The sequence below is a fragment of the Streptomyces sp. NPDC005866 genome (assembly GCF_040629895.1).
GTDB lineage: Bacteria > Actinomycetota > Actinomycetes > Streptomycetales > Streptomycetaceae > Streptomyces.
This window is the reverse complement of record NZ_JBEXWP010000001.1, coordinates 24617-48959: the sequence shown is the minus strand read 5'-3', so window position 1 is coordinate 48959 and position 24343 is coordinate 24617. Positions and strand designations below refer to the sequence as shown.

Here is a 24343-nt window from a genome sequence, read left to right as displayed (position 1 = left end):
CGGCTCCGGAAAGCGGGTGCGTTGGCCGGGGCGGCCCCTGTGCGGATCGTGACCGGCGGCCGGCCTCAGAACAACCGCAGCTTGTCGTCCCCCAGGCCCCGCAGCGCGTCGTAGTCCAGGATCGCGCAGCCGATGCCCCGGTCGGTGGCGAGGACGCGGGCCTGGGGCTTGATCTCCTGGGCCGCGAAGACGCCCCGGACGGGGGCGAGATGGGGGTCGCGGTTCAGCAGCTCCAGGTAGCGGGTGAGTTGTTCCACGCCGTCGATCTCGCCTCGGCGTTTGATCTCGACCGCCACGGTCTTGCCGTCGGCGTCCCGGCACAGGATGTCCACCGGCCCGATCGCCGTCATGTACTCACGGCGGATGAGGGTGTAGCCCTCGCCGAGCGTCTCTATACGGTCGGCCAGCAGCTCCTGCAGGTGCGCTTCCACGCCGTCCTTGATCAGGCCCGGGTCCACGCCCAGCTCGTGCGAGGAGTCGTGCAGGACCTCCTCCATCGTGATGATGAGCTTCTCGCCCGCCTTGTTGATGACGGTCCAGACGCCTTCCTCGTCGCCCGCCCCTTCCTTGAGGGTGCACGGCGGCGACATCCAGTTGAGGGGCTTGTAGGCCCGGTCGTCCGCGTGGATCGAGACGCTGCCGTCCGCCTTGACCAGGATCAGACGGGGGGCCGAGGGAAGGTGGGCGGTGAGCCGGCCGGCGTAGTCGACGGAGCACCGGGCGATGACGAGACGCATGGTCGGCAACGCTACTCGACGCCCCGCCCTCCCCGCGATTCGCCCGCCGCTCCTCCGAGCGGGCCCCGTGACCGGTTCTGACGGGTCGCTTGGACACCCGTGTTCAACCCTGGCCGATTGTGTGCCTAAAGGGATCGGCGCATATACGCAATCTCCTGGTGGGGCCTCCGTCCGTTGCCTAACGTAGTAAACGGGAGGTCGCGAAGTGTGTACTCAGCGTGTTCGGTATCGCGAACTCCCCTACCTGTCCGGCAACCCCTGCTGTTCGGGGGTGCGAGAGGAGAACCCATGTCGCTCGACGTCTCACCGGCCCTACTCGAACAGGCCGAGCGAGGCGAGGTCGACGAAGCAGAATTCGTCGACTGCGTCCGGACCTCCCTGCCCTACGCATGGGAGATGGTCAGCTCCCTGGTGGCCCAGCTGAAGGTGGACGGCGGAGAGTTCGCCGACAACCAGACGCCCCCGCCGGACGAGCAGGCACGTGGTCAGCTGCTGCGTGCGCTTGCGAGTGACGCCATACGCGGTGCCCTGCAACGGCACTTCGGTGTGCGGCTGGCCTTTCAGAACTGCCATCGTGTTGCGGTGTTCCCGCTGGACGTCTCGGTCGACGAGACGCTGGCCCGCTTCACCTCGGTGCGCAGTCAGCTGCTGAACCAGTCCCCGGAGCTCCGGGACTGCTGACGCGGGGCTCCGGTACTGCTGATGCAGTGAGCCGCTTGCTTGCCGCTCCACACGCGGGAGGTGCAATCAGTCACTGGGGCGGCAAGCTCCCCGCGGCCGTGTGAGGTCACCGGAGGTACGGCAGTACCTCGGCACCCAGCCGTCGTACGTTCTCCTCCGTGGCCGCCAGGTCTCCCGAGCCCTCGGTCAGCAGGGCGAAACGGGAGATACCGGTCCGCTCGGAGGTCGCGGCGAGCCGGTCGGCACACAGCTGCGGGGTACCCACCGGGTGCAGTCCGCAGAGCAGTTCGGTGTACGCGAGCGGATCGCGCATGGAGCGAAACCGGCCATCCACTGTCATATGGGCTTCCAGGCCCTGCTTCAGCCAGCCGGGCATCGCCTTCGTCAGGGTCTCCACGGCGTCGGTGCGCCGGTCGGCGATCTGGCATACGCCGGCCGAGACATGGGCCGCTCCGAAGACCTCCTCGGCGGGCCGCCCGGCCGCCTGCGCGTGCTGCCGCCACAGCGCGACCATCTCCGCCTTCTCCTCGTCCCCGACATGCATCCCGAGCAGCATCGACAGCCCCCGCTCGGCGGCCAGCCGGACGCTCGCCGGAGAGGTGCACGCGACGACCACCTCCGGGCCCGGTGCCTCTGTCAGCGCCTCCGACGGGCGCGGTACGACCGGGACTTCGCGGAAGGAGAAGCGCGGACCGGAGGCCGACACGGCTGGTTCGCGCAGCCAGCGCATCAGCAGATCGAGTGATTCCGGGAAGCCGTTTTCATAGGCGTCGAGGCCGGATCCGAACACCTCCAGATCCACCCAGGGCCCGCCCCGGCCCACGCCGAGCGTGAAGCGGCCGCCGCTCGTCACATGCAGCAGCGCGGCCTGTTCGCCGAGCGCCACCGGGTGGACCGTGGGCAGTACGCTCACGGCCGTACCGACCCTGAGACGCCTGGTTCGGCCCAGCAGTAAAGCCGCCAGCGTGACCGCGGACGGACACGTGCCGTACGGCACGAAGTGGTGCTCGGCCAGCCAGACGGAGTCCAGGCCGGCCTCTTCGGCCACCTCCGCCGTGCGCACCGCCCGGTGCAGGGCCTCGCCCTGGCCCTGGCCGGGGAACTGGGCCGCCAGCACAAAACTTCCTACACGCATCGCATTTCCTGCTTTCCTTGCTCCTACCCGGAGCTCCCCCACCCGGCATAACCGTCTGACACGTGCCGAGGACACGGCCTGACGAAGGGATTTGCGGATTGTCTGGAGAATGGCTCGCCCTGGAGGGGGACTTGTGTGGGTTGGTGCCCTACGCGTACCCCCGTGCGCGCGTCGTAGGCTGGACACAGCCCGTGCTTCCTGTACAGCCCCGAGAGGTGTCCCGTGTCCCCGCGTCGCAACCGACCCAAGGGCCCGAATGGAGCCTTCCCCTCCGGCCGGAGTGCCGAGGACGATCGCGCGGACCGTTACGGCGGCTGGCAGTCCAGCGAGAGCTGGCAGGGCGAGGAGTGGAGCGTGCGGCACGTGGCCGGCGCCAGCGCGGTCGGCAAGACGTACCGCTGCCCGGGCTGCGACCAGGTGATCGCCTCGGGTGTCCCGCATGTGGTGGCCTGGCCGGAGCACTCGGGTGTCGACGAGCGCCGGCACTGGCACAAGGCCTGCTGGAACGCGAAGGACCGCCGCACCACGCGGGTGCAGCGGTCCCGTAACGCGCCGAGGTTCTGAGGGTCCTACGACCTACACGTCCCGCTTCTCCAGCAGCGCGTAGGCGCCGGCGAACGCGACGGCCGTCACGCCCAGGATGATCCACAGCGGGTCCCAGCCCGAGGGGCCGGAATCGCTGAGGGAGTTGGCGTAGAAGACGCTGAGCTGGTTGGGGATCGAGTACTCGAACAGGGCGGTGCGCACCTTCTCCAGCGACGCCGAGAACATGAACAGCGCGATCACCAGCGGGGCGAGGACCGCGCCGATCATGATCGTGATGGCGCCCGCCGAGTGCCGGATGATGGAGCCGATGATCAGCGAGAGCAGCCCGAGCAGCGCGATGTAGAAGCTGACGCCGACGGTGCCCTTCAGCCATTCCCCACCGGTCGGCGTCCGGGCGACGTCGCCCAGCATCGACACCTGCGTCATGGCCACGAAGGCGCCGGCCGCGAGGGTGATCACGAACGCGACCGCGAAGAAGACGATCGCCTTCGCCGCGAGCACGCGACCCCGGGAGGGGCAGGCCACCATCGTCGTACGGATCATTCCGGTGCCGTACTCGGAGGCCGTGGTCAGCACGCCCAGCGTGATGATGCACATGCTGCCGAGCAGCAGCCCGAAGAAGCCGAGCGACAGCGCGTTCTGGCCGGACAGGTCGCCGGACGAGGAGGAGTTGCCGACCACCGCGCCGGTCAGGAGGCCGATACCGACGACGAGCAGGACGAAGACGCCGAGCGTCCACATCGTCGAACGCACCGACCGGATCTTCGTCCACTCGGAGGCGATCGCATGCCCGAGGTGCGTGCGCACCACCGGGATCGGCGAGGTGTAACCGGGGTACGGGCCGCCGGGCGCCGCCTGCCAGTCGGGCGCGGCCGGGGCCGCCTGCGGCATCGGGGGCTGCTGGGTGCTCATCGGGCGTCCTCGGGCTTGGTCAGGTCGGCGGGGGCGGAGGCAGGAGCGGCGGGGGCCGGCTGTGACGATTCGGCGGCCGGGGCCGGGGCGGGCGCAGGAGCGGGCGCGGGGGCCGGCGGAGCGTAGGGGTTCGCAGCGGCCTGCGGAGCCGGGTAAGGGGCCTGTGGGGCGCCGTACGCGCCTGCGGGCGCGCCCTGCGCCCCCTGCGCGCCGTACGGCCCCGCGAACGGCTGGCCGCCCTGCTGGGGCGGCGGAGGGGCGTACCAGCCCGGCTGGCCCTGTCCGGGCACCGGCATCGGCGGCTGCGCGCCGGGCGGCAGGGGCTGCTGGAGGCCGGCCTTCTGGTCGGCGGTGGAGCGGTAGTCGACGGCGCCCTGGGTCATCCGCATGTACGCCTCCTCGAGCGAGGCCTGGTGCGGGGAGAGCTCCCACAGCCGTACGTCCGCCTCGTGCGCGAGGTCGCTGATCCGGGGCAGCGGCAGGCCGGTCACCCTGAGCGCCCCGTCCTGCTCGGGCATGACATGGCCGCCGGCCTCGGTCAGCGCCGAGCTGAGCTTCTCGCGCAGTTGCGGCTCGGTGTCCGGGGTGCGCACGCGCGCGAAGTCGGCGGAATTGGCCGAGATGAAGTCCGTCACGCTCATGTCGGCGAGCAGCTGGCCCCGGCCGATGACGATGAGGTGGTCGGCGGTCACCGCCATCTCGCTCATCAGATGCGAGGAGACGAAGACCGTACGGCCCTCGGCGGCGAGGGACTTCATCAGGTTGCGCACCCAGAGGATGCCCTCGGGGTCGAGGCCGTTGACCGGCTCGTCGAAGAGCAGCACCTGGGGGTCGCCGAGCAGCGCGGCGGCGATGCCGAGGCGCTGGCCCATGCCGAGCGAGAAGCCCTTGGAGCGCTTGCCGGCCACGTCCTGGAGGCCTACCACTGCGAGCACCTCGTCGACCCGGCGGGCCGGGATGGCGGACAGCTGGGCCAGGGAGAGCAGGTGGTTGCGGGCGGACCGGCCGCCGTGCACCGCCTTGGCGTCGAGCAGCGCGCCGACCTGGCGGGCGGCATTGGGCAGCCTGCGGTAGGGGTAGCCACCGATCGTCACCGAGCCGGCGGTCGGGTTGTCCAGACCCAGGATCATCCGCATGGTCGTCGACTTGCCCGAGCCGTTGGGCCCGAGGAAGCCGGTGACGGCTCCGGGCCGTACCTGGAAGGAAAGGTTGTAGACGGCGGTCTTGTCGCCGTAGCGCTTGGTCAGGCCGACAGCCTCGATCATGCTCCGCACCCATCGAAAGGATCAGGACAGCAGGGCAGACGCCCCCGTAAGGGTTAGGAGGATATCGGGGCGCTGACGGTTCCCATCAAGAGCTGGCAAAGCCGGTCGGTCCCGGTCCGCTCACTGGGCGTCCCGCTTCTTCAGCAGGAGGTACCCGCCGACCAGCGCGGCGACCACCCACAGCCCCATGATCCCGAGGCCGCCCCAGGGCCCGTACGGGACGTCGTCGCCGACCCTCGGCACCACCTGCATGATGTGGCTGCCCGCCTGGTCCGGCAGGAACCGGCCGATCTTCTTGGTCGCGTCGACGTTGCCGAGGATGTTGGAGATCAGGAAGAAGAACGGCATCAGGATGCCCAGCGACAGCATCGGCGAGCGCAGCATCGCGGCCACGCCCATGGAGAACATCGCGATGAGCGCCATGTAGAGCCCGCCGCCGACGACCGCGCGCAGCACCCCGGTGTCGCCGAGCTGGGCCCGGTGGGAGCCGAGCATGGCCTGCCCGAGGAAGAACGCGGCGAAGCTGGTCACCATGCCGACGGCCAGCGCGAGGCCGGTGGCCACCGCGATCTTGCTGAAGAGGAAGGTGGCGCGCTGCGGTACCGCGGCGAGCGAGGTGCGGATCATGCCGGTGCTGTACTCGTTCGACACCACCAGCACCCCGAACACGATCATCGCGAGCTGACCGAGGGTCATCCCGGCGAAGCTGATGTTCGTCGGGTCGAAGGAGAGCCGCTCCCGCGCGGGCATGTTGCCGAACTGGCTGTTCGCCAGCGCGGAGAGCAGCATCCCGAGCGCCACGGTGACGACCACCGCCAGCGACAGTGTCCACACCGTCGACGAGACGGACCGGATCTTGGTCCACTCGGACCGTACGACCTGAGTGACGACGGCCATCACGCCCCCTTTTCCCAGCCGGCACCCCAGGCCTGCGGCACCGGGGCCGGGTCGGCATGCGCGTGGTATTCCACGGCTTCCGCCGTCAACTGCATGAACGCCTCCTCCAGCGAGGCCTGCTGGACGCTCAGCTCGTGCAGCACGATCCCGTGCTGCGCGGCCAGCTCCCCGATCGGCTCGGCCTTCCCGCCCTCCACTTCCAGCGCCCCGGTCCCCGTCTCGACGACGGTGATCCCGGCCCCGTGCAGCACATCGAGCAGCCGCTCGCGCTGGGGGGAGCGGATCCGGACGTAGGACCGCGAGTTCGTCCGGATGAAGTCCGCCACGGAGGTGTCGGCCAGCAGCCGCCCCTGCCCGATGACGATGAGGTGCTCGGCGGTCAGCGCCATCTCGCTCATGAGGTGGGAGGAGACGAACACGGTCCGCCCCTGGGCGGCCAGCGACTTCATCAGGTTCCGGATCCAGTGGATGCCCTCGGGATCGAGCCCGTTCACCGGCTCGTCGAACATCAGGATCCGTGGATCCCCGAGCAGCGCACCGGCGATCCCGAGCCGCTGCCCCATGCCCAGCGAGAACCCCTTCGCCTTCTTCCGCGCCACCGCCGTTAGCCCGACGGTGTCCAGCACCTCGTCGACTCGCCGCCTGGGAATCCCGTTGCTCTGGGCGAGGCACAGCAGATGGTTGAAGGCGCTGCGCCCACCGTGCACGCCCTTGGCGTCGAGCAGCGCCCCGATGTACGTCAGCGGGTCCTTGAGCTGTTCGTACCGCTTGCCGTCGATCCGCACCTGGCCGGCCGTGGGGTGGTCGAGCCCGAGGATCATCCGCATGGTGGTGGACTTCCCGGCCCCGTTGGGCCCGAGGAATCCCGTGACGCTCCCTGGCCGCACGACGAAACTCAGCCCGTCCACCGCGACCTTCTCGCCGTACCGCTTGGTCAGCCCGTCGAGCTCGATCATGCGGCCACGCTAAGACCGGCGTACGGGGGCTGCCACCTGAGCGGGCCTCAGCTCGTGCCGCCCGTGATCCGGACGGCCGAGCCACCACACCCACCCCGTACTCGCCGACGAAGGCCCGCATACCCCAAAGGACATGCGGGCCTTCGCTCATACGACGACGTCAGTCGCGCTGACGCACGGTCTTACCGGGACTGCTGAGCCGGAACCCCGCGGGAGATCGGCTCGTCCTCCGTCGGCGAGCCGGCGGCGGCCACCGCCGCACCCGTCAGCGTGGCCAGCATCTCGCGGACGTTGGTCAGCTGAGCGTTGATCGAGTCGCGCCGGTTGGTCAGCGCGGCGAGCTCGCGCTCGGATTCCGAGCGGATCCGGTCGGCCTTGGCGTTCGCGTCCGCGACGATGTCCTCGGCCTGGCGCTGAGCCGTCTCGACGGTCTGACGCGCGCGGCGCTCCGCGTCGGTGCGCAGCTTCTCGGCCTCCAGGCGGAGCTGCTCCGCGCGGTGCTCGATCTCGGCGAGGCGCTTTTCGGCCTTCTGCTGCCGCGAGGCGAGGTCGCGCTCGGACTGCTCACGCCGCTTGGCGAGGTTCGTCTCGAAGTCGGCGGCGGCCTGCGCGGCCTTCGCGCGGGTCTCCTCGAAGAGGGCGTCCGCCTCCTCGCGCTTGGACTGCGCGTCCTTCTGAGCCTCGGAACGCAGCTGCGACGCCTCGCTCTTGGCCTTCTCGACGATCCGGACGCCCTCGTCCTCGGCCTTGGACTTGCGCTCCGCAGCGAACGATTCTGCGTCGTTGCGCACCTGCTGGGCCGCCGACTCGGCGAGCTCACGGTGCTGCTCGGCCGCCCGGCGGGCCTCCTCGCGCAGATCCTTGGCCTCTTCCTCGGCGAGGCGGAGGATCTTCTCGACACGCGCGCCGAGACCGGCGTACGACGGCTCCGCGTCGGTGACCTGAGCCTGGGCGTTCTGCGTCTCGAGGTGGAGTTCCTCGATGCGCTTTTCCAGAGCGGTGATGCGGGCGAGAGCGCTGTCACGGTCGGAGACGAGCTTGGAGATCCGTTCGTCCACCTGAGCGCGGTCGTACCCACGCCGCACAAGCTCGAAGCCGTAGGGGGAAGTGTCGCTCATGGGGTTCCTGTCGAGTGAGACCGGTGAGGTGATAGGTGGAATCCTAGGGGCCGAAGCGGTGTGTCATCGAGCGGATGCGTGTTTGATCCGGAGAATGACACCCCTTTTGGGTGGCTGGCTGTGAGATCGCTTGCCAAAGCCTCAGCCAAAGGTTTGGTCAAAAGCCCCAGAACACTACAGAACCGGCCCTGCTCTCTAGCCTTCTGACGACTTGCCACCCGATCGAGGTGCACCCACCGTACTGCCCGCCTTGACTCCGCCGTCCTTGCCGGACGACGGGGTCTCGAAGGATTCCAACGCTTCCAGGACGTCCTGGACACGGGAGATCTCGCCGTTGATGTTCTCGCGGCGGCGCTCCAGGATCTCCAGCTCGCGCTTGCCGGCGTCGACCGTGGCCCGGGCCTCGCGGACCGCCTCGGCCTTGAGCTCCTCCGCCTCCCGGACGAGCGCCGCCTTCTTCTGTTCGGCCTCCTTGAGCAGCCCCTCGGCCTTCTTGACGGCGGCGATCCGCACCTTGCCCGCTTCGGAGTTGGCCTCCGAGACCAGCTCCTTGGCCTTGGCCTGGGCCTTGGCGAGCTGCTCCTCGGCGGCCTTGATGAGCGCGTCGCAGCGGTCGCCGGTGGACTTCATCGTCTCGGCGGCCTCCCGGCGGGCCCGCTCATGCAGCTCCTCGATCTCGGTGGTGATGCGCTCGCGCAGCTCCTCCGCCCGCTCCCTGATGGCGGTGGCGTCCCGGCGGGCGCCGACGAGCAGTTCGTCCGCGTCGGTGCGGGACTTCTCCACCATCGAGTTGCCCTCGACCGTGGCCTCGGACACCAGCCGGTCGGCCTCGTTGCGGGCCGCGCCGACCATGGTGTCGGCCTGCGCCTCGGCGTCCGCGGTGGTCTTGTGGGCCTGCTGCTGCGCCTCGGTGAGCAGCTTGTCGGCCTCGGCGGTCGTCTCGTTGATGAGGGTGTCGACCTGCTCGGCCACGTCCTGACGCCGCTTGTTGGCTTCCTTGCGGGCCTCGTCGAGGGTGCGGTCGGCCTCCTCGCGCGCGGCGTTGAGCATGCGCTCGGCCTCCGCCTCGGCGTCCGCCTTTAGCCGCTCCGCGTCGCTGCGGGTCCGCTCGGCGTGCAGCTGGGCGGAGCCGACCGTCTCGGCGGCCTCGGCCCGCAGCCGCTCCGCGTCCCCGCTGGCGTCCGCGATGAGCTTCTCCGCCTTGGCGATGGCGTCCGCACGGACGCGGTCGGCCTCGGCGATGGTCTCGTTCTGCAGCCGCTCGGCCTCTTTGCGTGCCTCCGTGATGAGGGTGTCCGCCTGGGTGGCCGCGTCCGAGCGGATGCGGTTGGCGTCCTCACGGGCCTCGGCACGCGCATGCGAGGCGTCCTGGTCTGCCTGCGCGATCGTGTCGGAGGCCTCGGTACGCACCCGCTGGGCGTGCGCGGCCGCCTCCGAACGCAGCCGCTCCGACTCCGCCACGGCGTCGGTCACGGTCCGCTCGGCCAGCGCCTTGGCCGCCTCGGACGCCTCCGCGGCCTCGCGGCGGACGCGGGTCGCGTCCTCGCTGGCCCGCTCCCGCTCGGCGTAGGCGTCCGCGCGGACCCGGTCCGACTCCTCCTCGGCCTCCCGGCGGGTCCGGTCCGCCGCGTGCTCGGCGGCCGACCGCAGCCCGGCGATCTCCTCCTGCGCCTGCTCGTGCAGCCCCGAGACCGAGTCCCGTACCTGCTGGGCGTGGAGCTCGGCGCCCGACACCATCTCGGTGGCGCGCCGGTCCGCCTCCTCCACCAGCCGTACCGCCTCGGCCTGCGCCTCCTCGACGCGGTTGCGCGCGGAGGCGAGCAGTTCCTCGCTCTGCTCACGGGCGCGCTCGCGCTCCTGGCCGGCCTCCTGGCGGGCGGAACCGAGGAGTTCCTCGGCCTCGCGGCGCCGCCGGGCGGCCTCCTCCTGGGCGGCGGCCAGCGTCTCGGACGCTTCGGTGGACAGCCGTTCGGCCGCCGCCTGCGCCTCGGCGCGGACCCGGTCGGCGGTGTCCTGGGCCTCCTGCTTGAGCCGCTCCGCCTCGGCGGCGGCCTCGGACCGCAGCCGTACGGCGATGGCCTCGCCCTCGGCGCGGGACGCGGAGGAGTCCGCCGCGGCCTCGTCGCGCAGCCGCTGGGCCTCGGTCTCGGCCTGCTGCTGCAGCGTGCGGATGCGTTCGGCGGCCTCGGCGCGCAGCCGGTCGGTCTCCTCGGCGGCCTCCCGGCGGATCCGGCCGGCCTCCTCACGGGCCTCGGTGAGCGACTGCTCGGCGTTCGCGAACCGCTCCTCGGCCTCGGTGTGCAGCCGGGTCAGCTCCTCGGCGGCCTCCGCACGCCGGGCCTCCACGCCCCGCTCGGTCTCCTCGCGCAGCTCGCGCGCGGCCCGCTCGGCGTCCGCCTTGAGGGCCTCGGACTGCTCCAGCACCTCGGTGCGGTGCCGGTCGGCCTCCAGACGGGTGCGCTCCAGGGTCTCCTCGGCCTGCCGGCGCAGCGTGGCCGCGCGCTCGATGGCCTCGGTGCGGACCTTCTCGCTGTCCGTGGTGGCGGTCTGCCGCAGCTCGTCCGCGTCGGCCTTGGCCTTGGCGAGCAGCTCCTCGGCGGACCTGGCCGCCTCCTCGATCTGCTGCACGGCCTCGCGCCGGGCCTCCGCGCGGATCGACTCGCCCTCGGCGACCGCGTCGGAACGCAGCTGCTCGGCCTCGCCGCGCAACCGGCGGGCCTCCTCCTGCAGCCCGACCGTCTTGGCGCGGTACTCCTTGGTGTCGTCCTTCGCCGCGCCCTTGAGCTGCTCGGCGATGTCATGCGCCTCGGCGCGCAGCCGGTCCGCCTCGGTCTCCGCCTCGGTGCGGATCCGCTCGGCCTCCTCGGCGGCCGCCTTGGTGGTCCGCTTGGCCTCCTCGGCCGCCTTGTTGAGGACGTCCTCGGCGGTCTTGGCGGCCTTGGACAGCTGGGAGGCGCTCTCCTCGGCGGTGAGGGTGCGGGCCTTCTCGGAGGCCTCCGCGATGATCTTCTCGGCCTCGGCCCTGGCGTCCGCGACCACCTGCTCGGCGTCCGCCTTGGTGGCCTCGGCGTCCTTCGTGGCCTCGCTGACCAGCCGGGCGACCTGCTCCTTGGCGGTACGGGTGCGCTGCTCGTTGGTGGCCTCGGCGCTCGACAGGGCCCTCGTGGCGTTCGCCTCGGCCTCGGCGACCAGCTTCTCGGCCTCGGACTGCGCCTTGCGCAGCGCCTCCTCGGCCTCCGCCATCCGCTGCTCGGCGGCCCGGCTCAGCTCACCGGCCTGCCGGCGGGCCGCGTCCGACTCGGTCGCGGTCGAGGTGCGCAGCTGCTCCGCGTGGTCGGTGGCCTCCTGGGCCTGTGTGGAGGCAGCGTTCAGCAGCCGCTCGGCGTCCCTGCGGGCGCGCAGCAGGAGCTGCTCGGCCTCCGCACGGGCCGCCTCGGCGTCGGCCTGCAGCCGCTGCCGGGCCTCGGTCGCCAGCCGTTCGGCCTCCGCGCGGGCGGCGGCCATGGCCTGCTCGGCCTCGGCCCGCGACTCGTCGAGCAGGCGCCGGGCCTGGGACTCGGTCCGGGCGCGCAGCTGCTCGGCCCACGCCACGTTCTCGTTGACGTGCGACTCGACGGTCTGCCGGCGCTCGGCCAGCTCCTGGTCCAGCTGCTGGCGGCGGGTCACCGCCTCCTGGTGCAGCTCGGACTGGAGCCGCGCGGCCTGCTCGGCGTGCTCCTGGAGGATGCGCTGGGTCTGCGCCCGGGCCTCCGCGGCCACCCGTTCCGCCTCCTGGCGGATCTGGTCGGCCTGCACCTGGGCATTACGGAGCAACTGCTCGGCGTGATAGCCGATGTCACCGCCGTCGAACGCGGGCCGGGACATGATGGTGCGCCGCGCCTCGTGCAGCTTGGCGCGCAGCACCTCGACCTGGTAGCCGAGGTCCTCGGCATGCTGGATCGCCTTTTCCCGCTCGGTCTTCAGCCGTTTCATCTCGGCCTCGAACCGAGAGAGGTGGTCGACGTCAGCCGCCGGCTCTCGCTCCTGGCTCTCGTAGCCCCGCACTGCGCGGTCCCATCCGTCCCCTGGTCGCAACCTTCTCCGAACGAGCTCCGTCCATCCGCCGAACGGCGCCCCCGGGGAATGGTGTCAGATCAACGGCGGAGCACGGGCTGCTGCCCCGACGCTCGTCCCCCGAAACCCGGACCCCGGCATGCGGCCGTCCCGGCCCTGCGAACGTGCGAAGGGACGACCGGCCCCAACCCTACCGGCCCATATGTACGAGGGTCAGTGCTCAGGTGACTCAACAGGCGCCGAAGTGACCAGTTCTGTCAGTACACCGTGGCAATCCTTTGGATGCAGGAAGGTGATCCGCGATCCCATTGACCCGCGCCGGGGCTCGTCGTACAGAACGCGTACGCCCTTGGAACGGATGTCCACGGCGTCACCGTCCACATCCGCCGTACCGAAGGCGATGTGGTGCACACCCTCGCCGTTCTTCGCGAGCCACTTGCCGACCGCCGAGTCGTCCCGGGTCGGCTCCAGGAGCTGCAGGTAGGAGGCGCCCCCGTCGGACGTCTCGTTGATCTTGAGCATGGCCTCCCGTACACCCTGTTCCTCGTTGACCTCGGTGTGGAACACCTCGAAGCCGTACGTGGCCCGGTAGAACTCGACAGTCGCGTCGAGGTCGTGGCAGGCGATCCCGATGTGGTCGATTCGCGTCAGCATGGATTCAGTGCAGCGCGACCGCGATGGTTACGCAACGTGCCAGCGATCACACTGACAGCCCGATGACGGCACGGAGTGCCACTCAGTACATTCGAAGTACACCCTCATCTGGGGGGATCCCCCAGACTCGTTCACTCCTCGGCAGTGCAGCCGGTAAGGGGATTCGCAGCTCATGACTTCTGGAACCGCTGGAACCACCTCAGTGATCGTCGCGGGCGCGCGGACGCCCATGGGACGACTGCTGGGCTCGCTGAAGTCCTTCTCCGGGGCCGACCTCGGCGGCTTCGCGATCAAGGCCGCCCTCGACCGTGCGGGGATCGGGGGCGACCAGGTGCAGTACGTGATCATGGGCCAGGTGCTCCAGGCCGGCGCGGGTCAGATCCCGGCCCGCCAGGCCGCCGTGAAGGCCGGCATCCCGATGAGCGTCCCGGCGCTCACCGTCAACAAGGTGTGCCTCTCCGGCCTCGACGCCATCGCCCTGGCCGACCAGCTGATCCGCGCGGGCGAGTTCGACATCGTGGTCGCGGGGGGCCAGGAGTCCATGACCAACGCCCCGCACCTGCTCCCGAAGTCCCGCGAGGGCTTCAAGTACGGCGCCATCGAGATGCTCGACGCGATGGCGTACGACGGCCTGACCGACCCGTGGGAGAACGTCCCGATGGGTGAGTCGACGGAGAAGCACAACACCCGCCTCGGCCTCGGGCGCGAGGAGCAGGACTCGGTGGCCGCCCTGTCGCACCAGCGCGCCGCGGGCGCCCAGAAGAACGGCCTCTTCGAGGCCGAGATCACCCCGGTCGAGATCCCGCAGCGCAAGGGCGAGCCGGTCGTCTTCAGCAAGGACGAGGGCATCCGCGGCGACACCACCGTGGAGTCGCTGGCGAAGCTGCGGCCCGCGTTCACCCGCGAGGGCACGATCACGGCCGGTTCCGCCTCGCAGATCTCGGACGGCGCGGCGGCCGTGGTCGTGATGAGCAAGGCCAAGGCGCAGGAGCTGGGTCTGGAATGGCTCGCCGAGATCGGCGCGCACGGCAATGTGGCGGGCCCGGACAACTCCCTCCAGTCCCAGCCGTCCAACGCCATCCGGCACGCCCTGAAGAAGGAGGGCCTGGAGGTCGGCGACCTGGACCTCATCGAGATCAACGAGGCATTCGCCGCGGTCGCCGTGCAGTCAATGAAGGACCTCGGGGTGTCCCCGGAAAGGGTGAACGTCAACGGCGGTGCCATCGCCCTGGGCCACCCGATCGGCATGTCCGGCGCCCGTCTCGTCCTGCACCTGGCGCTCGAGCTCAAGCGGCGCGGCGGCGGGGTCGGCGCGGCCGCGCTGTGCGGGGGCGGCGGCCAGGGTGACGCGCTGATCGTCCGGGTACCGAAGGCCTGAGTACGTTTCTCTGAGCGAACGGAAGCGAACGGAGCTGTGATGCAGGACGTCTCCTCACTGGTGGCCCAGGCCAGGGACGGCCGACCGCGTGCGGTGGCCCGGCTTATCTCACTGGTGGAGGGGGCGTCCCCGCAGCTCAGGGAGGTCATGGCGGCGCTGGCGCCACTGACCGGTAACGCGTATGTCGTAGGCCTGACCGGTTCCCCGGGAGTCGGTAAGTCGACATCGACCTCGACGCTCGTGAGTGCCTATCGCAAACAGGGCAAACGGGTCGGCGTCCTGGCCGTCGACCCCTCGTCCCCGTTCTCCGGGGGCGCCCTGCTGGGCGACCGTGTGCGCATGTCCGACCACGCATCGGACCCCGGCGTCTACATCCGCTCCATGGCCACGCGCGGCCACCTCGGCGGGCTCGCCTGGGCCGCCCCGCAGGCCATCCGTGTCCTCGACGCGGCAGGCTGCGATGTGATCATCGTCGAGACGGTCGGGGTAGGCCAGTCGGAGGTCGAGATCGCCTCCCAGGCGGACACGTCCGTCGTACTGCTGGCTCCGGGGATGGGCGACGGCATCCAGGCGGCGAAGGCCGGAATCCTGGAGATCGGCGACGTGTACGTCGTCAACAAGGCCGACCGGGACGGCGCGGACGCCACAGCCCGCGAACTGAACCACATGCTGGGCCTGGGCGAGTCCCGGGGCCCCGGTGACTGGCGCCCCCCGATCGTCAAGACGGTCGCAGCCCGCGCCGAGGGCATCGACGAGCTGGTCGAGGCCCTGGAGAAACACCGCGCGTGGATGGAGGAGCGCGGCGTCCTGGCGGAACGCCGGCTGGCCCGCGCCGCCCGCGAGGTCGAGACCATCGCGGTGACGGCGCTGCGCGAACGCATCGGCGACCTGCACGGAGACCGCCACATCGGCGCGCTCGCGGAACGCATCGTGGCGGGAGAGCTGGACCCGTACCAGGCGGCGGACGAACTGGTGACGGGGCTGACGGAGACCTGATCACGCCGGGCACCGTCGGACGAGGGTTCGGTTGCCCTCGCCTGTGCGGTGCCGAAGTCGGTGTGGGAGAGGTGGCGCACCGGCGCCGGCGGGGTGCCGCTGCGCCCACCCGTGGCCGCCCCAGCGGCACGACACGCGGCGTTAGCCGCCTACAGGCACAGCCCCGAGCCCCTGACGGGGCACCCCGGCGGGCGGCGGACGAGGATCTGAACCCTCGTCCGCCGCCGTCAGGTGCCGTTCGCCGTCATGGGCGCCCGCGCTGCCCCCGCAGGTGCTCGGCGATCGGCTTCAGGCCCTTGTCCAGCTCTGTGAGTGCCTCCGGCGACAGCAGGTCGATGAAGTGCCGTCGCACGGAGGCGACATGATGTGGCGCCACCTTCTTCATCGTTTCCAGGCCGTGCTCGGTGAGGACGGCGAACAGCCCGCGGCGGTCGGACTCGCAGTTCTCGCGGCGGACCAGGTTCGCGTTCTCCATACGGGTGATCTGGTGCGAGAGCCGGCTCTTGGACTGGAGCGTCGCGGACGCGAGGTCGCTCATCCGCATCCGGTGGTCCTCCGACTCGGACAGATTCACGAGGATCTCGTAGTCGTTCATTGTCAGGCCGAACGGCTGCAGATCCTTTTCGAGCTGGTACGTCAACAGCCTGTTGACCTCCAGGTGGGTGCGCCAGGCGCACTGCTCCGCATCGGTCAGCCAGCGCGTGGCCGTCTCGGTCTCCATGTATGAAGTCTACCTAAAATGTTGAAAGGCGAACTAGTGAGGGTGGTGTGACTGTGCGCACGCGTTCGATGTCACACTCCGCAGACTACCGCTCACAGCCCGAAGCGACGCTGCAGGTCCCCCAGCTGTCCGGGAAGACGCGGTGCGCCGGGTTGCTGTGAATGACCTGTGAAAGGCCCACTCCCTCCGGGTACCCCGGGCTCGTGTGGAACCGCTCCCGTGGCCTGCTCGGCCATCAGCGTCTCGGTGGACTGGAGCAGGACCGTGCCGGCCCCTACGAACTCGAACTGGTGCTCCTCTCCGGAGGCCCCGCCAAGGCCTGTCATCGCACGTAGACCGCCCATGACGCCTGTCATGTAGCCATGGTCGTAGTGGTGGCACGGGGAGGGGCAGTCGGCCCATCCCACGAGTGCCTGCGGGTCCACCCGGACCGGGGGTTCCATGAACACCACCGGACCGTTAGATGCGGCCACAAACTTCCCGGTTCCGATAAGGGTCAGAAAACCCGGCACGATCGACTGTTTGAGGGCCAGACTTGGCTGAAAAGCGAGCAAGTTGCCGGAGCGAATGGTCAGGTTGCCGTCGTCCAGATCGTACGAATTGACGTCGAAGGCCCGGTCGGCGAGGAGCATCTTGCCCGAGCCCTCCGCCACGACCCAGTCGCTCGCGTGCAGAGGCGAATGAAAGGAGGTGCGGACAAGTCGGTCCAAACGGCCGTGCCCGACGCCGTTGAAGTCGATCGAGCCGTAGTAGGCGATCATCTTCCCCTTCTGCAGGAACCACTGGCCGCTCTTGAGCTCCACGCAGAAGGTGTATTTGTTGACGTTGTCGTCGACGGGGAGGGTCATGGGGTCGTACACGACCGGTCCGGCGGCACCGTATGCGCTCACAGCTTCTCCTCCGACGCCTGGACGTACACCGTGCCGTTTCCGCTGAGCTCCAGTTGGAACGCCTCGCCGGAGCCGCGGCCCACCATGTCCCGCCAGCCGAGCGCGGTCGACAGCTTGTTGCGGACGTCGCCGTGGTGGGCGACATAGGCCTGTGGGTCGACGTGAACCGGGCGCTGCGGGGTGACCGGGATCTCGAAGACCCCGCCGTGGGCCATCACGGCGACCGCGCCATGGCCCGTGAGAGTGGTCGTGAACAGGCCCTGGCCGGTGACCTGGCCGCGCACCATGCCCATCACACCGCCCTGGGCGCCCATGAACATCGTGCCCTGCTGGAGCGTGCCCTCGAAGGCGAGCAGCCGGTCGGCCTCGACGTAGAGGGTGTCGCCGTTGAGGGTGATGACCTGGACGTGATGGCCGCCGTGCCCGAAGAAGACCGTGCCGCTGCCCTCGACGGTCATCAGCGGGGTGGCCTCGCCCGCGACCCGGCGGCCGATCATGGACATCAGGCCGCCCTGGCCGCCCTGGATGTTGGGTGTGAAGGACACCTCGCCCTTGTAGGCGAGCATCGCTCCGCGCTGGCTGTACAGCCGTTGCCCGGGCACCACGGTCGCCTCGACCATCTTGGAGTTCACCTCGCGCAGGGCCATGTCACACATCCCCCGCGATCGTGTTCCGCTCGCTCGGCTGTACGTACACCAATCCGTCCCCCTCGAACCGGATCTGGAAGGCCTCCCCGCCGCCCTCCCCGAGGAACGTGCGGAACGTCACACCGGACTGGAAGGACTGGCGGAGGTTGCCCTGGTGGGCGATGTAGGCGCCCGGGTCGACGGCCAGCGGGTACTGCGCGCTCACCCGGAGCACCACCGCCGGGCCGTCCGACATGATCGCCGCCTGGCCGTGTCCCTCGACCGTGGTCGTGAACAGACCGTTGCCCTGGGAGGCGCCGCGCAGGCCGGTGAAGGTCGTGCCGGTGCGCAGGCCGGCGTCGGTCGCGAGCAGGTTGCTCGACTCGACGTACAGCTTGTCGCCCTGCAGGCCGACCAGGTTGATCTCGGACGCCCGGTCCGCGAACCAGCACGTCCCGTGCCCCTTCACCTCCATCACGGTCATCTGCTCGCCGGTGAGCCGCCGGGTCACCATCCCCCGTAGCCCCTCACCGCCGCCGCTCAGCTTCTTGAACGTCATCTGCCCGTCGTACGCGACCATGGAGCCGTTCTTCGCCTTCACGGCATCCCCGGTCATCTCGACGGCCAGCACCTTGCTGCCTTGGAGTCGGAACATCGCCACGCTGCGAAGGTAGCCGCAGGCCGACGCCACCAACAGGTCCCCTGGGTGGACGTCATCCCGGATCCGACCCCTAGGGGGCTGCCGTCGATCGCCGGGGACGCGTATGACCGCCTTTCCGGCCGTCAGGCCGACCCTGGACCTGGGCGGCGCCCCGTCCTCACCCCCGCGCCGGGCCCCCGAGGCATCTTTGCCACAATGGGTGGACGTTTGTGCTCGCGTTCACAAAGAGTGGACGTCTCTCCCACCGAAGGTGACTCGTGGACATCAAGACCGCCACCGCCATCCGCCGCCTCCGCCTGGTCTCCGCCCCGGAGGCCGTCTCCTTCCTGCTCCTCCTCCTCTGCTCGGTGTTGAAGCGGACCACGGACTTCAACGCGGTGCCCGTGATGGGCGCGGTCCACGGTGTCCTGTTCATCCTGTACGTGATCTTCTGGGCCGACGCCTGGAACCGCGCCAAGTGGCCCCTGGGGACCGCCGCCCTCTACTTCGTCCTCTCCGTCCTGCCGACCGGCGGCTTCTTCGCCGAGCGCAAGCTGCGCCGGGAGGCCGAGGACGCGGTCATCGCGGCCCGCGCGCGCACGGAAAAGGAAGGGGTCGTGAAGGCATGATCGTCGCTTTCTCCGTGACGCCGCTGGGCGTCGGTGAGGACGTGGGGGACTACGTCGCCGACGCCGTCCGGGTGGTCCGCGAATCGGGGCTGCCCAACCGTACGGACGCCATGTTCACCTCGATCGAGGGCGAGTGGGACGAGGTCATGGACGTCGTCAGGCGCGCCGTCGCCGTCGTCGAGGAGCGTGCCCCGCGCGTCTCCCTGGTCCTCAAGGCGGACATCCGCCCCAGTGTCACCGACGGCCTCACCAGCAAGGTGGAGACGGTCGAGCGCCACCTCGCCCGGTAGCCGACAGCCGACAGCGAGCAGAACCCCGGCCCCTCGACCAGGGCCGGGGCCTGGTCCCGAAGACGGGCCGGAACGTTCCCGTCATGATCGAGGACGTGCTTTACGCCGAGGGTGACCGGGCCCGACGGCTCCCTGCTCATCCGCCCCGGGCGAACGCGTTTTCAGCGAGGGGCGTCCTTCGAGGGCGGTGGTGTGGGCGAAGCGACCGAAAGCCGAGACACGGCTGACCGGTATATGACCGGCCGGTAGGGTCGGTGGCGTGCCGAAGCCTCTCAGTCTTCCCTTCGACCCCATCGCCCGTGCCGACGACCTCTGGAAGCAGCGCTGGGGAAACGTCCCGTCGATGGCCGCGATCACCTCGATCATGCGGGCCCAGCAGATCCTGCTGGCCGAGGTCGACGCGGTCGTCAAGCCGTACGGGCTGACGTTCGCGCGCTACGAGGCACTGGTGCTGCTCACCTTCTCCAAGGCCGGTGAGCTGCCGATGTCGAAGATCGGTGAGCGCCTGATGGTGCACCCGACGTCGGTGACGAACACCGTCGACCGGCTGGTGAGGTCCGGTCTGGTCGACAAGCGGCCCAACCCCAACGACGGGCGCGGCACGCTTGCCACGATCACCGAGAAGGGCCGCGAGGTCGTCGAGGCGGCCACCCGGGATCTGATGGCGATGGACTTCGGGCTCGGGGCGTACGACGCCGAGGAGTGCGCGGAGATCTTCGCGATGCTGCGGCCGCTGCGGGTCTCGGCGCACGACTTCGACGATCTGTGAGCCGCCCCTCGGCGAGGCGTGACCCGGGACAAGATCTCCCGGAACGGGTCGTTACGCTCGTCCTCATGAAAAAGAGCGTGCTGACCCGCTACCGCGTCCTGGCCTATGTCACCGGTGTGCTGCTGGTGCTGCTGTGCCTGAGCATGATCGCCAAGTATGGGCTGGACATCAACGGTGCGTCCGACTTCACGCGGGTCGTCGCCATCGCGCACGGCTGGCTCTATGTCGTCTACCTGGTCTTCGCCTTCGACCTGGGCTCCAAGGCGAAGTGGCCGGTCGGCAAGCAGCTGTGGGTGCTGCTCGCCGGCACCATCCCGACCGCGGCGTTCTTCGTGGAGCGCAAGGTCACCCGCGAGCTCGACGCCAAGGTCACCGAGGGCTCCCCGGTCGCGGCCAAGGCCTGACCTCACCGCCGTACGGACACCCGTGCGGCGGTTTGCCATCGACATTTACTAGGACGTCCAAGTAAATTCGAGGGTATGGACGCTGACGCCATCAAGGAGGGCCGCCTACGCTGGCAGGCCCGCTACGACTCGGCCCGCAAGCGGGACGCGGACTTCACCACGCTCTCCGGGGATCCCGTGGAGCCGGTGTACGGGCCCCGGCCTGGGGACACCTACGAGGGATTCGAGCGGATCGGCTGGCCGGGGGAGTACCCCTTCACGCGCGGGCTGTATCCGACCGGCTACCGGGGGCGGACTTGGACCATCCGCCAGTTCGCCGGGTTCGGCAACGCCGAGCAGACCAACGAGCGGTACAAGATGATCCTCGCCAACGGCGGCGGGGGTCTGTCCGTGGCCTTCGACATGCCGACCCTCATGGGCCGCGACTCCGACGACCCGCGCTCGCTCGGAGAGGTCGGGCACTGCGGGGTGGCCATCGACTCCGCCGCCGACATGGAGGTCCTGTTCAAGGACATCCCGCTGGGTGACGTCACGACGTCGATGACGATCAGTGGTCCGGCGGTCCCGGTCTTCTGCATGTACCTCGTCGCCGCCGAGCGGCAGGGGGTGGATCCCGGGGTGCTCAACGGCACGCTCCAGACCGACATCTTCAAGGAGTACATCGCCCAGAAGGAGTGGCTGTTCCAGCCCGAACCGCATCTGCGGCTCATCGGCGACCTGATGGAGTACTGCGCGGCCGGTATCCCCGCGTACAAGCCGCTGTCCGTCTCCGGCTACCACATCCGCGAGGCCGGGGCGACGGCCGGGCAGGAGCTGGCGTACACGCTCGCGGACGGCTTCGGGTACGTCGAGCTGGGGCTCAGCCGTGGCCTCGACGTCGACGTCTTCGCGCCCGGGCTCTCCTTCTTCTTCGACGCGCATGTCGACTTCTTCGAGGAGATCGCCAAGTTCCGCGCGGCGCGCCGGATCTGGGCGCGGTGGCTGCGGGACGTGTACGGCGCCCGATCCGACAAGTCGCAGTGGCTGCGCTTCCACACGCAGACCGCGGGCGTCTCGCTGACCGCCCAGCAGCCGTACAACAACGTGGTGCGTACGGCCGTGGAGGCGCTCGCGGCCGTGCTCGGCGGAACCAACTCACTGCACACCAACGCGCTCGACGAGACCCTCGCCCTGCCGAGCGAGCAGGCCGCCGAGATCGCGCTGCGCACCCAGCAGGTGCTCATGGAGGAGACCGGGGTCGCCAACGTGGCGGATCCGCTGGGTGGTTCCTGGTACGTCGAGCAGCTGACCGACCGGATCGAGGCCGACGCCGAGAAGATCTTCGACCAGATCAAGGAGCGCGGGCTGCGCGCCCATCCGGACGGGCGGCACCCGATCGGGCCGGTCACCTCCGGGATCCTGCGGGGCATCGAGGACGGCTGGTTCACCGGGGAGATCGCCGAGTCCGCCTTCCAGTACCAGCGGTCGCTGGAGAAGGGCGACAAGCGGGTCGTCGGCGTGAACGTCCACACCGGGTCCGTCACCGGGGACCTGGAGATCCTGCGGGTCTCGCACGAGGTGGAGCGCGAGCAGGTGCGGGTGCTGGACGAGCGGAGGTCCGCGCGCGACGAGGGTGCGGTGCGCGCCGCGCTGGACGCGATGCTCGGCGCCGCCCGCTCCGGGACCAACATGATCGAGCCGATGCTCGACGCCGTACGCGCCGAGGCGACCCTGGGCGAGATCTGCGGGGTGCTGCGGGACGAGTGGGGGGTGTACACGGAGCCGGCGGGGTTCTAGCACCGGTTGGCGGCGGCGGGGTGCCACGGGCCCCGCCGCCCGAGATCCCACAGGCGGTCGGCCCCACGGGCGGTCGGCTTCGGCCGCGGCCTTCCCCTCCGCACCCGATTTCACTTGCGCACCGCCCCACGCGGATGTCGCCGCCCGAGATCCCACAGGCGGTCGGAACCGGCCTTCGTAAAAGAGCCGTGGAAGGGTTTTCTTCAACGAGCCGTGGAAGGGTTTTCCTCACCACGGTTGGCGTCGTCCGCCGCGCCCGCCAGGCCCAGCAGCAGGACCCGCGTCAGGCCGTGCACCCATTCCTCGTCCGCCGGTTTGCCGCTCACCAGGGCGCGGTGCACCACCGAGCCCGCCACCAGGTCGAAGATCAGGTCGGCCGTGCGGTCCGCCTCGCACGGGTCGGGCTGCTCGGGGAGTTCGCCGCGCCGCTGGGCGCGCTCGCGGCCCTCCAGGACCAGCCGCTTCTGGCGGTCCACGATGGACGCGCGGATACGTTCCCGCAGTGCCTCGTCCCGGGTCGACTCGGCCACCGCCGCCATCAGCCCGCTCTTCGCCTCCGGGCGGTCAAGGATCGCCGCGAACTGCAGCACCACGCCCTCGATGTCTTCGGCGAGGCTGCCCCGGTCGGGGAGCTCGAGTTCGTCGAACAGTTCCGCGACCGCGTCGACGACGAGTTCGTTCTTGCCGGCCCAGCGGCGGTACAGGGTCGTCTTTGCAACCCCGGCCCGCGTCGCCACGTCTCCCAAGGTGAGCTTGGACCAGCCCAGTTCCACCAGCGCCTGCCGTGTCGCTTCCAGGATCGCGGCGTCCGCCTCGGCGCTGCGCGGGCGCCCGGTGCGGCTGGCGGGGGTGCGGCTCTGCATCCCACGACCATAACCGGCGGTTGGTGTGAGGCCGTGAGGGAGATCACCGGGGAGGGGTGTCGCGCGGCGCCCCCGAGGCATTACGCTACGGGTCGTAGCGAAAGCTCGTGTGTGACCGCACGGGCGGCGACCGCGGCGCGGGTGGGGACCCGGCGCCTGTACTAGACGCTTGTTCGACCTGGCTTTCACACCGCTTTTCACACACGCGCGGGAACGGGGGAGGATAGACGCATGCAGCCACGGAACATGTCCATGAGCGGCGTCGTCGACCTCGCCGCGGTGAAGGCGGCCCAGGAGGCCAAGGCCAAGGCCGAGCAGACGCGCGCCGAAGCGGCCCGGCACGGTGGTACCGGCGCCGTCGCCCCGGCCGATCTTGTCATCGACGTCGACGAAGCCGGCTTCGACCGCGATGTCCTGCAGCGGTCCGCCGAAGTCCCCGTCGTCCTCGACTTCTGGGCCGAGTGGTGTCAGCCCTGCAAGCAACTGAGCCCGGTCCTGGAGCGGCTCGCCGTCGAGTACAACGGCCGCATCCTGCTGGCCAAGATCGACGTCGACGCCAACCAGATGCTGATGCAGCAGTTCGGGATCCAGGGGATTCCGGCGGTGTTCGCGGTCGTCGCCGGGCAGGCCTTGCCGCTCTTCCAGGGCGCCGCCGGTGAGGAGCAGATCCGGGGCACCCTCGACCAGTTGATCCAGGTCGCCGAGGAGCGCTTCGGACTGACCGGCCTGACCGTCGACCCCGACGCGCAGCCGGACGCCGCCCCGGAGGCCGGGCCCGAGATGCCGGCCGGTCCGTACGACGCCCTCCTCGAAGCCGCCGTCCAGGCGCTGGACGCGGGCGACCTGGGCGGTGCGATCCAGGCGTACCAGAACGTACTGAGCGACGACCCGGCCAACAGCGAGGCCAAACTGGGGCTCGCGCAGGCCGAGTTGCTCAAGCGCGTGCAGGGGATGGACCCGCAGCGGGTACGCAAGGAGGCGGCCGAGAAGCCGGCCGACGCCGAGGCACAGATCGCGGCCGCCGACCTGGATCTGGTGGGCGGTCATGTCGAGGACGCCTTCGGGCGGTTGATCCAGGCCGTGCAGCGGACGGCCGGGGAGGACCGGGACGCCGTACGGCGGCGGCTCCTTGAGCTCTTCGAGGTCGTCGGCACAGACGATCCCCGGGTCGTGGGGGCGCGCCGGGCGCTGGCGCGGGCGCTGTTCTGAACACGGTTCTGACCAGTCGCTAAACGTCACGTGTTGTGATGCCGGAGTGAAAGATTCGCCGAGGCGGAGTCACAGCGGCCGCTCTTTACCAAAGCTTGGTAATCGCGGTCGCTGTTACTCGCAGTAAAGCGGGGTCATTGATCTGTCTGATTCCGTCCAGGGATCAACAGTTTTGTTCTGCCCCTGGTTGCCACCCAG

24 protein-coding genes are annotated in these 24343 nt (G+C 70.0%); 10 read left to right on the top strand and 14 right to left on the bottom strand.

The window, feature by feature from the left end:
* Positions 1-65 precede the first annotated feature (65 nt).
* Positions 66-737, bottom strand: coding sequence for an endonuclease NucS (gene nucS / locus ABZ396_RS00235; RefSeq protein ID WP_358925458.1), 672 nt, complete (start codon positions 735-737; stop codon positions 66-68).
* 288 nt (positions 738-1025) lie between these two features.
* Between nucS and ABZ396_RS00230 the strand changes: the two genes are divergently transcribed.
* Complete coding sequence (locus ABZ396_RS00230) at positions 1026-1418, top strand: SCO5389 family protein (RefSeq protein WP_358925456.1); 393 nt, start codon at positions 1026-1028, stop codon at positions 1416-1418.
* A 106-nt stretch (positions 1419-1524) separates the two neighbouring features.
* Here the strand turns inward: ABZ396_RS00230 and ABZ396_RS00225 are convergent, their stop codons facing one another.
* Positions 1525-2553, bottom strand: coding sequence for an LLM class flavin-dependent oxidoreductase (locus ABZ396_RS00225; RefSeq protein WP_358925454.1), 1029 nt, complete (start codon positions 2551-2553; stop codon positions 1525-1527).
* Between the two features lie 222 nt (positions 2554-2775).
* Between ABZ396_RS00225 and ABZ396_RS00220 the strand changes: the two genes are divergently transcribed.
* Positions 2776-3117: an ATP/GTP-binding protein gene (locus ABZ396_RS00220; protein ID WP_358925453.1), complete on the top strand. Its 342-nt coding sequence runs from the start codon at positions 2776-2778 to the stop codon at positions 3115-3117.
* 12 nt (positions 3118-3129) lie between these two features.
* Here ABZ396_RS00220 and ABZ396_RS00215 read toward each other — a convergent pair whose 3' ends face one another.
* The 7 genes from ABZ396_RS00215 to mce all read right to left on the bottom strand — a co-directional run bounded on the left by ABZ396_RS00215 (position 3130) and on the right by mce (position 12954).
* Positions 3130-4011, bottom strand: a complete 882-nt coding sequence (locus ABZ396_RS00215; RefSeq protein WP_358925451.1) for an ABC transporter permease — start codon at positions 4009-4011, stop codon at positions 3130-3132.
* Positions 4008-5276, bottom strand: coding sequence for an ATP-binding cassette domain-containing protein (locus tag ABZ396_RS00210; protein WP_359183447.1), 1269 nt, complete (start codon positions 5274-5276; stop codon positions 4008-4010). Before ABZ396_RS00210 ends, ABZ396_RS00215 begins: the two co-directional genes overlap by 4 nt.
* Before the next feature lie 120 nt (positions 5277-5396).
* Positions 5397-6173, bottom strand: a complete 777-nt coding sequence (locus tag ABZ396_RS00205; protein WP_358925119.1) for an ABC transporter permease — start codon at positions 6171-6173, stop codon at positions 5397-5399.
* Positions 6173-7129, bottom strand: coding sequence for an ABC transporter ATP-binding protein (locus ABZ396_RS00200; protein WP_358925121.1), 957 nt, complete (start codon positions 7127-7129; stop codon positions 6173-6175). The genes ABZ396_RS00205 and ABZ396_RS00200 overlap by 1 nt, the downstream gene beginning before the upstream one ends.
* A 182-nt stretch (positions 7130-7311) precedes the next feature.
* The gene (locus tag ABZ396_RS00195) at positions 7312-8247 is read right to left on the bottom strand and encodes a cellulose-binding protein (protein WP_358925123.1); all 936 of its coding nucleotides are present in this window, start codon (positions 8245-8247) and stop codon (positions 7312-7314) included.
* 195 nt (positions 8248-8442) lie between these two features.
* On the bottom strand, positions 8443-12291 hold the full coding sequence (gene scy, locus ABZ396_RS00190) for a polarized growth protein Scy (protein ID WP_358925125.1): 3849 nt from the start codon (positions 12289-12291) through the stop codon (positions 8443-8445).
* 222 nt (positions 12292-12513) lie between these two features.
* On the bottom strand, positions 12514-12954 hold the full coding sequence (gene mce, locus ABZ396_RS00185) for a methylmalonyl-CoA epimerase (protein ID WP_358925127.1): 441 nt from the start codon (positions 12952-12954) through the stop codon (positions 12514-12516).
* 172 nt (positions 12955-13126) lie between these two features.
* Here mce and ABZ396_RS00180 point away from each other — a divergent pair, with 172 nt between their 5' ends.
* Together ABZ396_RS00180 and meaB are read left to right on the top strand one after the other, a co-directional pair.
* Positions 13127-14332 (top strand): acetyl-CoA C-acetyltransferase, encoded by a 1206-nt coding sequence (locus tag ABZ396_RS00180; protein WP_358925128.1) that lies wholly within the window; start codon positions 13127-13129, stop codon positions 14330-14332.
* 39 nt (positions 14333-14371) lie between these two features.
* Positions 14372-15328 carry a methylmalonyl Co-A mutase-associated GTPase MeaB gene (gene meaB / locus ABZ396_RS00175; RefSeq protein WP_358925130.1) on the top strand — a complete coding sequence of 319 codons (957 nt, stop codon included), beginning with the start codon at positions 14372-14374 and terminating at the stop codon, positions 15326-15328.
* 244 nt (positions 15329-15572) lie between these two features.
* Here meaB and ABZ396_RS00170 read toward each other — a convergent pair whose 3' ends face one another.
* From ABZ396_RS00170 to ABZ396_RS00155, 4 genes are all read right to left on the bottom strand, one after another.
* Positions 15573-16049, bottom strand: coding sequence for a MarR family transcriptional regulator (locus ABZ396_RS00170; protein ID WP_358925132.1), 477 nt, complete (start codon positions 16047-16049; stop codon positions 15573-15575).
* A 92-nt stretch (positions 16050-16141) separates the two neighbouring features.
* Positions 16142-16939 (bottom strand): AIM24 family protein, encoded by a 798-nt coding sequence (locus tag ABZ396_RS00165; protein WP_358925134.1) that lies wholly within the window; start codon positions 16937-16939, stop codon positions 16142-16144.
* Positions 16936-17586, bottom strand: a complete 651-nt coding sequence (locus ABZ396_RS00160; protein ID WP_358925182.1) for an AIM24 family protein — start codon at positions 17584-17586, stop codon at positions 16936-16938. Before ABZ396_RS00160 ends, ABZ396_RS00165 begins: the two co-directional genes overlap by 4 nt.
* Position 17587: 1 nt before the next feature.
* Entirely contained in the window at positions 17588-18220 is a 633-nt protein-coding gene (locus tag ABZ396_RS00155) for an AIM24 family protein (RefSeq protein ID WP_358925184.1), read from the bottom strand.
* Positions 18221-18483: 263 nt separating this feature from the next.
* On the opposite strand from ABZ396_RS00155, the gene ABZ396_RS00150 reads away from it, so the two are divergent.
* From ABZ396_RS00150 to ABZ396_RS00130, 5 genes are all read left to right on the top strand, one after another.
* Positions 18484-18834, top strand: coding sequence for a DUF3817 domain-containing protein (locus ABZ396_RS00150; RefSeq protein WP_358925135.1), 351 nt, complete (start codon positions 18484-18486; stop codon positions 18832-18834).
* Positions 18831-19124, top strand: a complete 294-nt coding sequence (locus tag ABZ396_RS00145; RefSeq protein ID WP_358925137.1) for an MTH1187 family thiamine-binding protein — start codon at positions 18831-18833, stop codon at positions 19122-19124. The genes ABZ396_RS00150 and ABZ396_RS00145 overlap by 4 nt, the downstream gene beginning before the upstream one ends.
* A 259-nt stretch (positions 19125-19383) precedes the next feature.
* A complete protein-coding gene (locus ABZ396_RS00140; protein ID WP_358925139.1) occupies positions 19384-19893 on the top strand; it encodes a MarR family transcriptional regulator in 510 nt (169 codons plus the stop codon).
* Between the two features lie 65 nt (positions 19894-19958).
* The gene (locus ABZ396_RS00135; protein WP_358925141.1) at positions 19959-20297 is read left to right on the top strand and encodes a DUF3817 domain-containing protein; all 339 of its coding nucleotides are present in this window, start codon (positions 19959-19961) and stop codon (positions 20295-20297) included.
* A gap of 75 nt (positions 20298-20372) precedes the next feature.
* Positions 20373-22073 carry a methylmalonyl-CoA mutase family protein gene (locus ABZ396_RS00130; protein ID WP_358925143.1) on the top strand — a complete coding sequence of 567 codons (1701 nt, stop codon included), beginning with the start codon at positions 20373-20375 and terminating at the stop codon, positions 22071-22073.
* A gap of 203 nt (positions 22074-22276) precedes the next feature.
* Here the strand turns inward: ABZ396_RS00130 and ABZ396_RS00125 are convergent, their stop codons facing one another.
* The gene (locus ABZ396_RS00125) at positions 22277-22936 is read right to left on the bottom strand and encodes a TetR/AcrR family transcriptional regulator (RefSeq protein ID WP_358925145.1); all 660 of its coding nucleotides are present in this window, start codon (positions 22934-22936) and stop codon (positions 22277-22279) included.
* A gap of 231 nt (positions 22937-23167) precedes the next feature.
* On the opposite strand from ABZ396_RS00125, the gene ABZ396_RS00120 reads away from it, so the two are divergent.
* Positions 23168-24145, top strand: a complete 978-nt coding sequence (locus tag ABZ396_RS00120) for a tetratricopeptide repeat protein (protein WP_358925147.1) — start codon at positions 23168-23170, stop codon at positions 24143-24145.
* Positions 24146-24343: the final 198 nt, after the last annotated feature.

Excerpts from the sequence above, each read along its gene's own strand:
- nucS (WP_358925458.1), bottom strand. The coding sequence starts at position 737 with ATGCGTCTCGTCATCGCCCGGTGCTCCGTCGACTACGCCGGCCGGCTC.
- ABZ396_RS00230 (WP_358925456.1), top strand. The coding sequence starts at position 1,026 with ATGTCGCTCGACGTCTCACCGGCCCTACTCGAACAGGCCGAGCGAGGC.
- ABZ396_RS00225 (WP_358925454.1), bottom strand. The coding sequence starts at position 2,553 with ATGCGTGTAGGAAGTTTTGTGCTGGCGGCCCAGTTCCCCGGCCAGGGC.
- ABZ396_RS00215 (WP_358925451.1), bottom strand. The coding sequence starts at position 4,011 with ATGAGCACCCAGCAGCCCCCGATGCCGCAGGCGGCCCCGGCCGCGCCC.
- ABZ396_RS00210 (WP_359183447.1), bottom strand. The coding sequence starts at position 5,276 with ATGATCGAGGCTGTCGGCCTGACCAAGCGCTACGGCGACAAGACCGCC.
- ABZ396_RS00205 (WP_358925119.1), bottom strand. The coding sequence starts at position 6,173 with ATGGCCGTCGTCACTCAGGTCGTACGGTCCGAGTGGACCAAGATCCGG.
- ABZ396_RS00200 (WP_358925121.1), bottom strand. The coding sequence starts at position 7,129 with ATGATCGAGCTCGACGGGCTGACCAAGCGGTACGGCGAGAAGGTCGCG.
- ABZ396_RS00195 (WP_358925123.1), bottom strand. The coding sequence starts at position 8,247 with ATGAGCGACACTTCCCCCTACGGCTTCGAGCTTGTGCGGCGTGGGTAC.
- mce (WP_358925127.1), bottom strand. The coding sequence starts at position 12,954 with ATGCTGACGCGAATCGACCACATCGGGATCGCCTGCCACGACCTCGAC.
- ABZ396_RS00180 (WP_358925128.1), top strand. The coding sequence starts at position 13,127 with ATGACTTCTGGAACCGCTGGAACCACCTCAGTGATCGTCGCGGGCGCG.
- meaB (WP_358925130.1), top strand. The coding sequence starts at position 14,372 with ATGCAGGACGTCTCCTCACTGGTGGCCCAGGCCAGGGACGGCCGACCG.
- ABZ396_RS00170 (WP_358925132.1), bottom strand. The coding sequence starts at position 16,049 with ATGGAGACCGAGACGGCCACGCGCTGGCTGACCGATGCGGAGCAGTGC.
- ABZ396_RS00160 (WP_358925182.1), bottom strand. The coding sequence starts at position 17,586 with ATGGCCCTGCGCGAGGTGAACTCCAAGATGGTCGAGGCGACCGTGGTG.
- ABZ396_RS00155 (WP_358925184.1), bottom strand. The coding sequence starts at position 18,220 with ATGTTCCGACTCCAAGGCAGCAAGGTGCTGGCCGTCGAGATGACCGGG.
- ABZ396_RS00145 (WP_358925137.1), top strand. The coding sequence starts at position 18,831 with ATGATCGTCGCTTTCTCCGTGACGCCGCTGGGCGTCGGTGAGGACGTG.
- ABZ396_RS00135 (WP_358925141.1), top strand. The coding sequence starts at position 19,959 with ATGAAAAAGAGCGTGCTGACCCGCTACCGCGTCCTGGCCTATGTCACC.
- ABZ396_RS00130 (WP_358925143.1), top strand. The coding sequence starts at position 20,373 with ATGGACGCTGACGCCATCAAGGAGGGCCGCCTACGCTGGCAGGCCCGC.
- ABZ396_RS00125 (WP_358925145.1), bottom strand. The coding sequence starts at position 22,936 with ATGCAGAGCCGCACCCCCGCCAGCCGCACCGGGCGCCCGCGCAGCGCC.
- ABZ396_RS00120 (WP_358925147.1), top strand. The coding sequence starts at position 23,168 with ATGCAGCCACGGAACATGTCCATGAGCGGCGTCGTCGACCTCGCCGCG.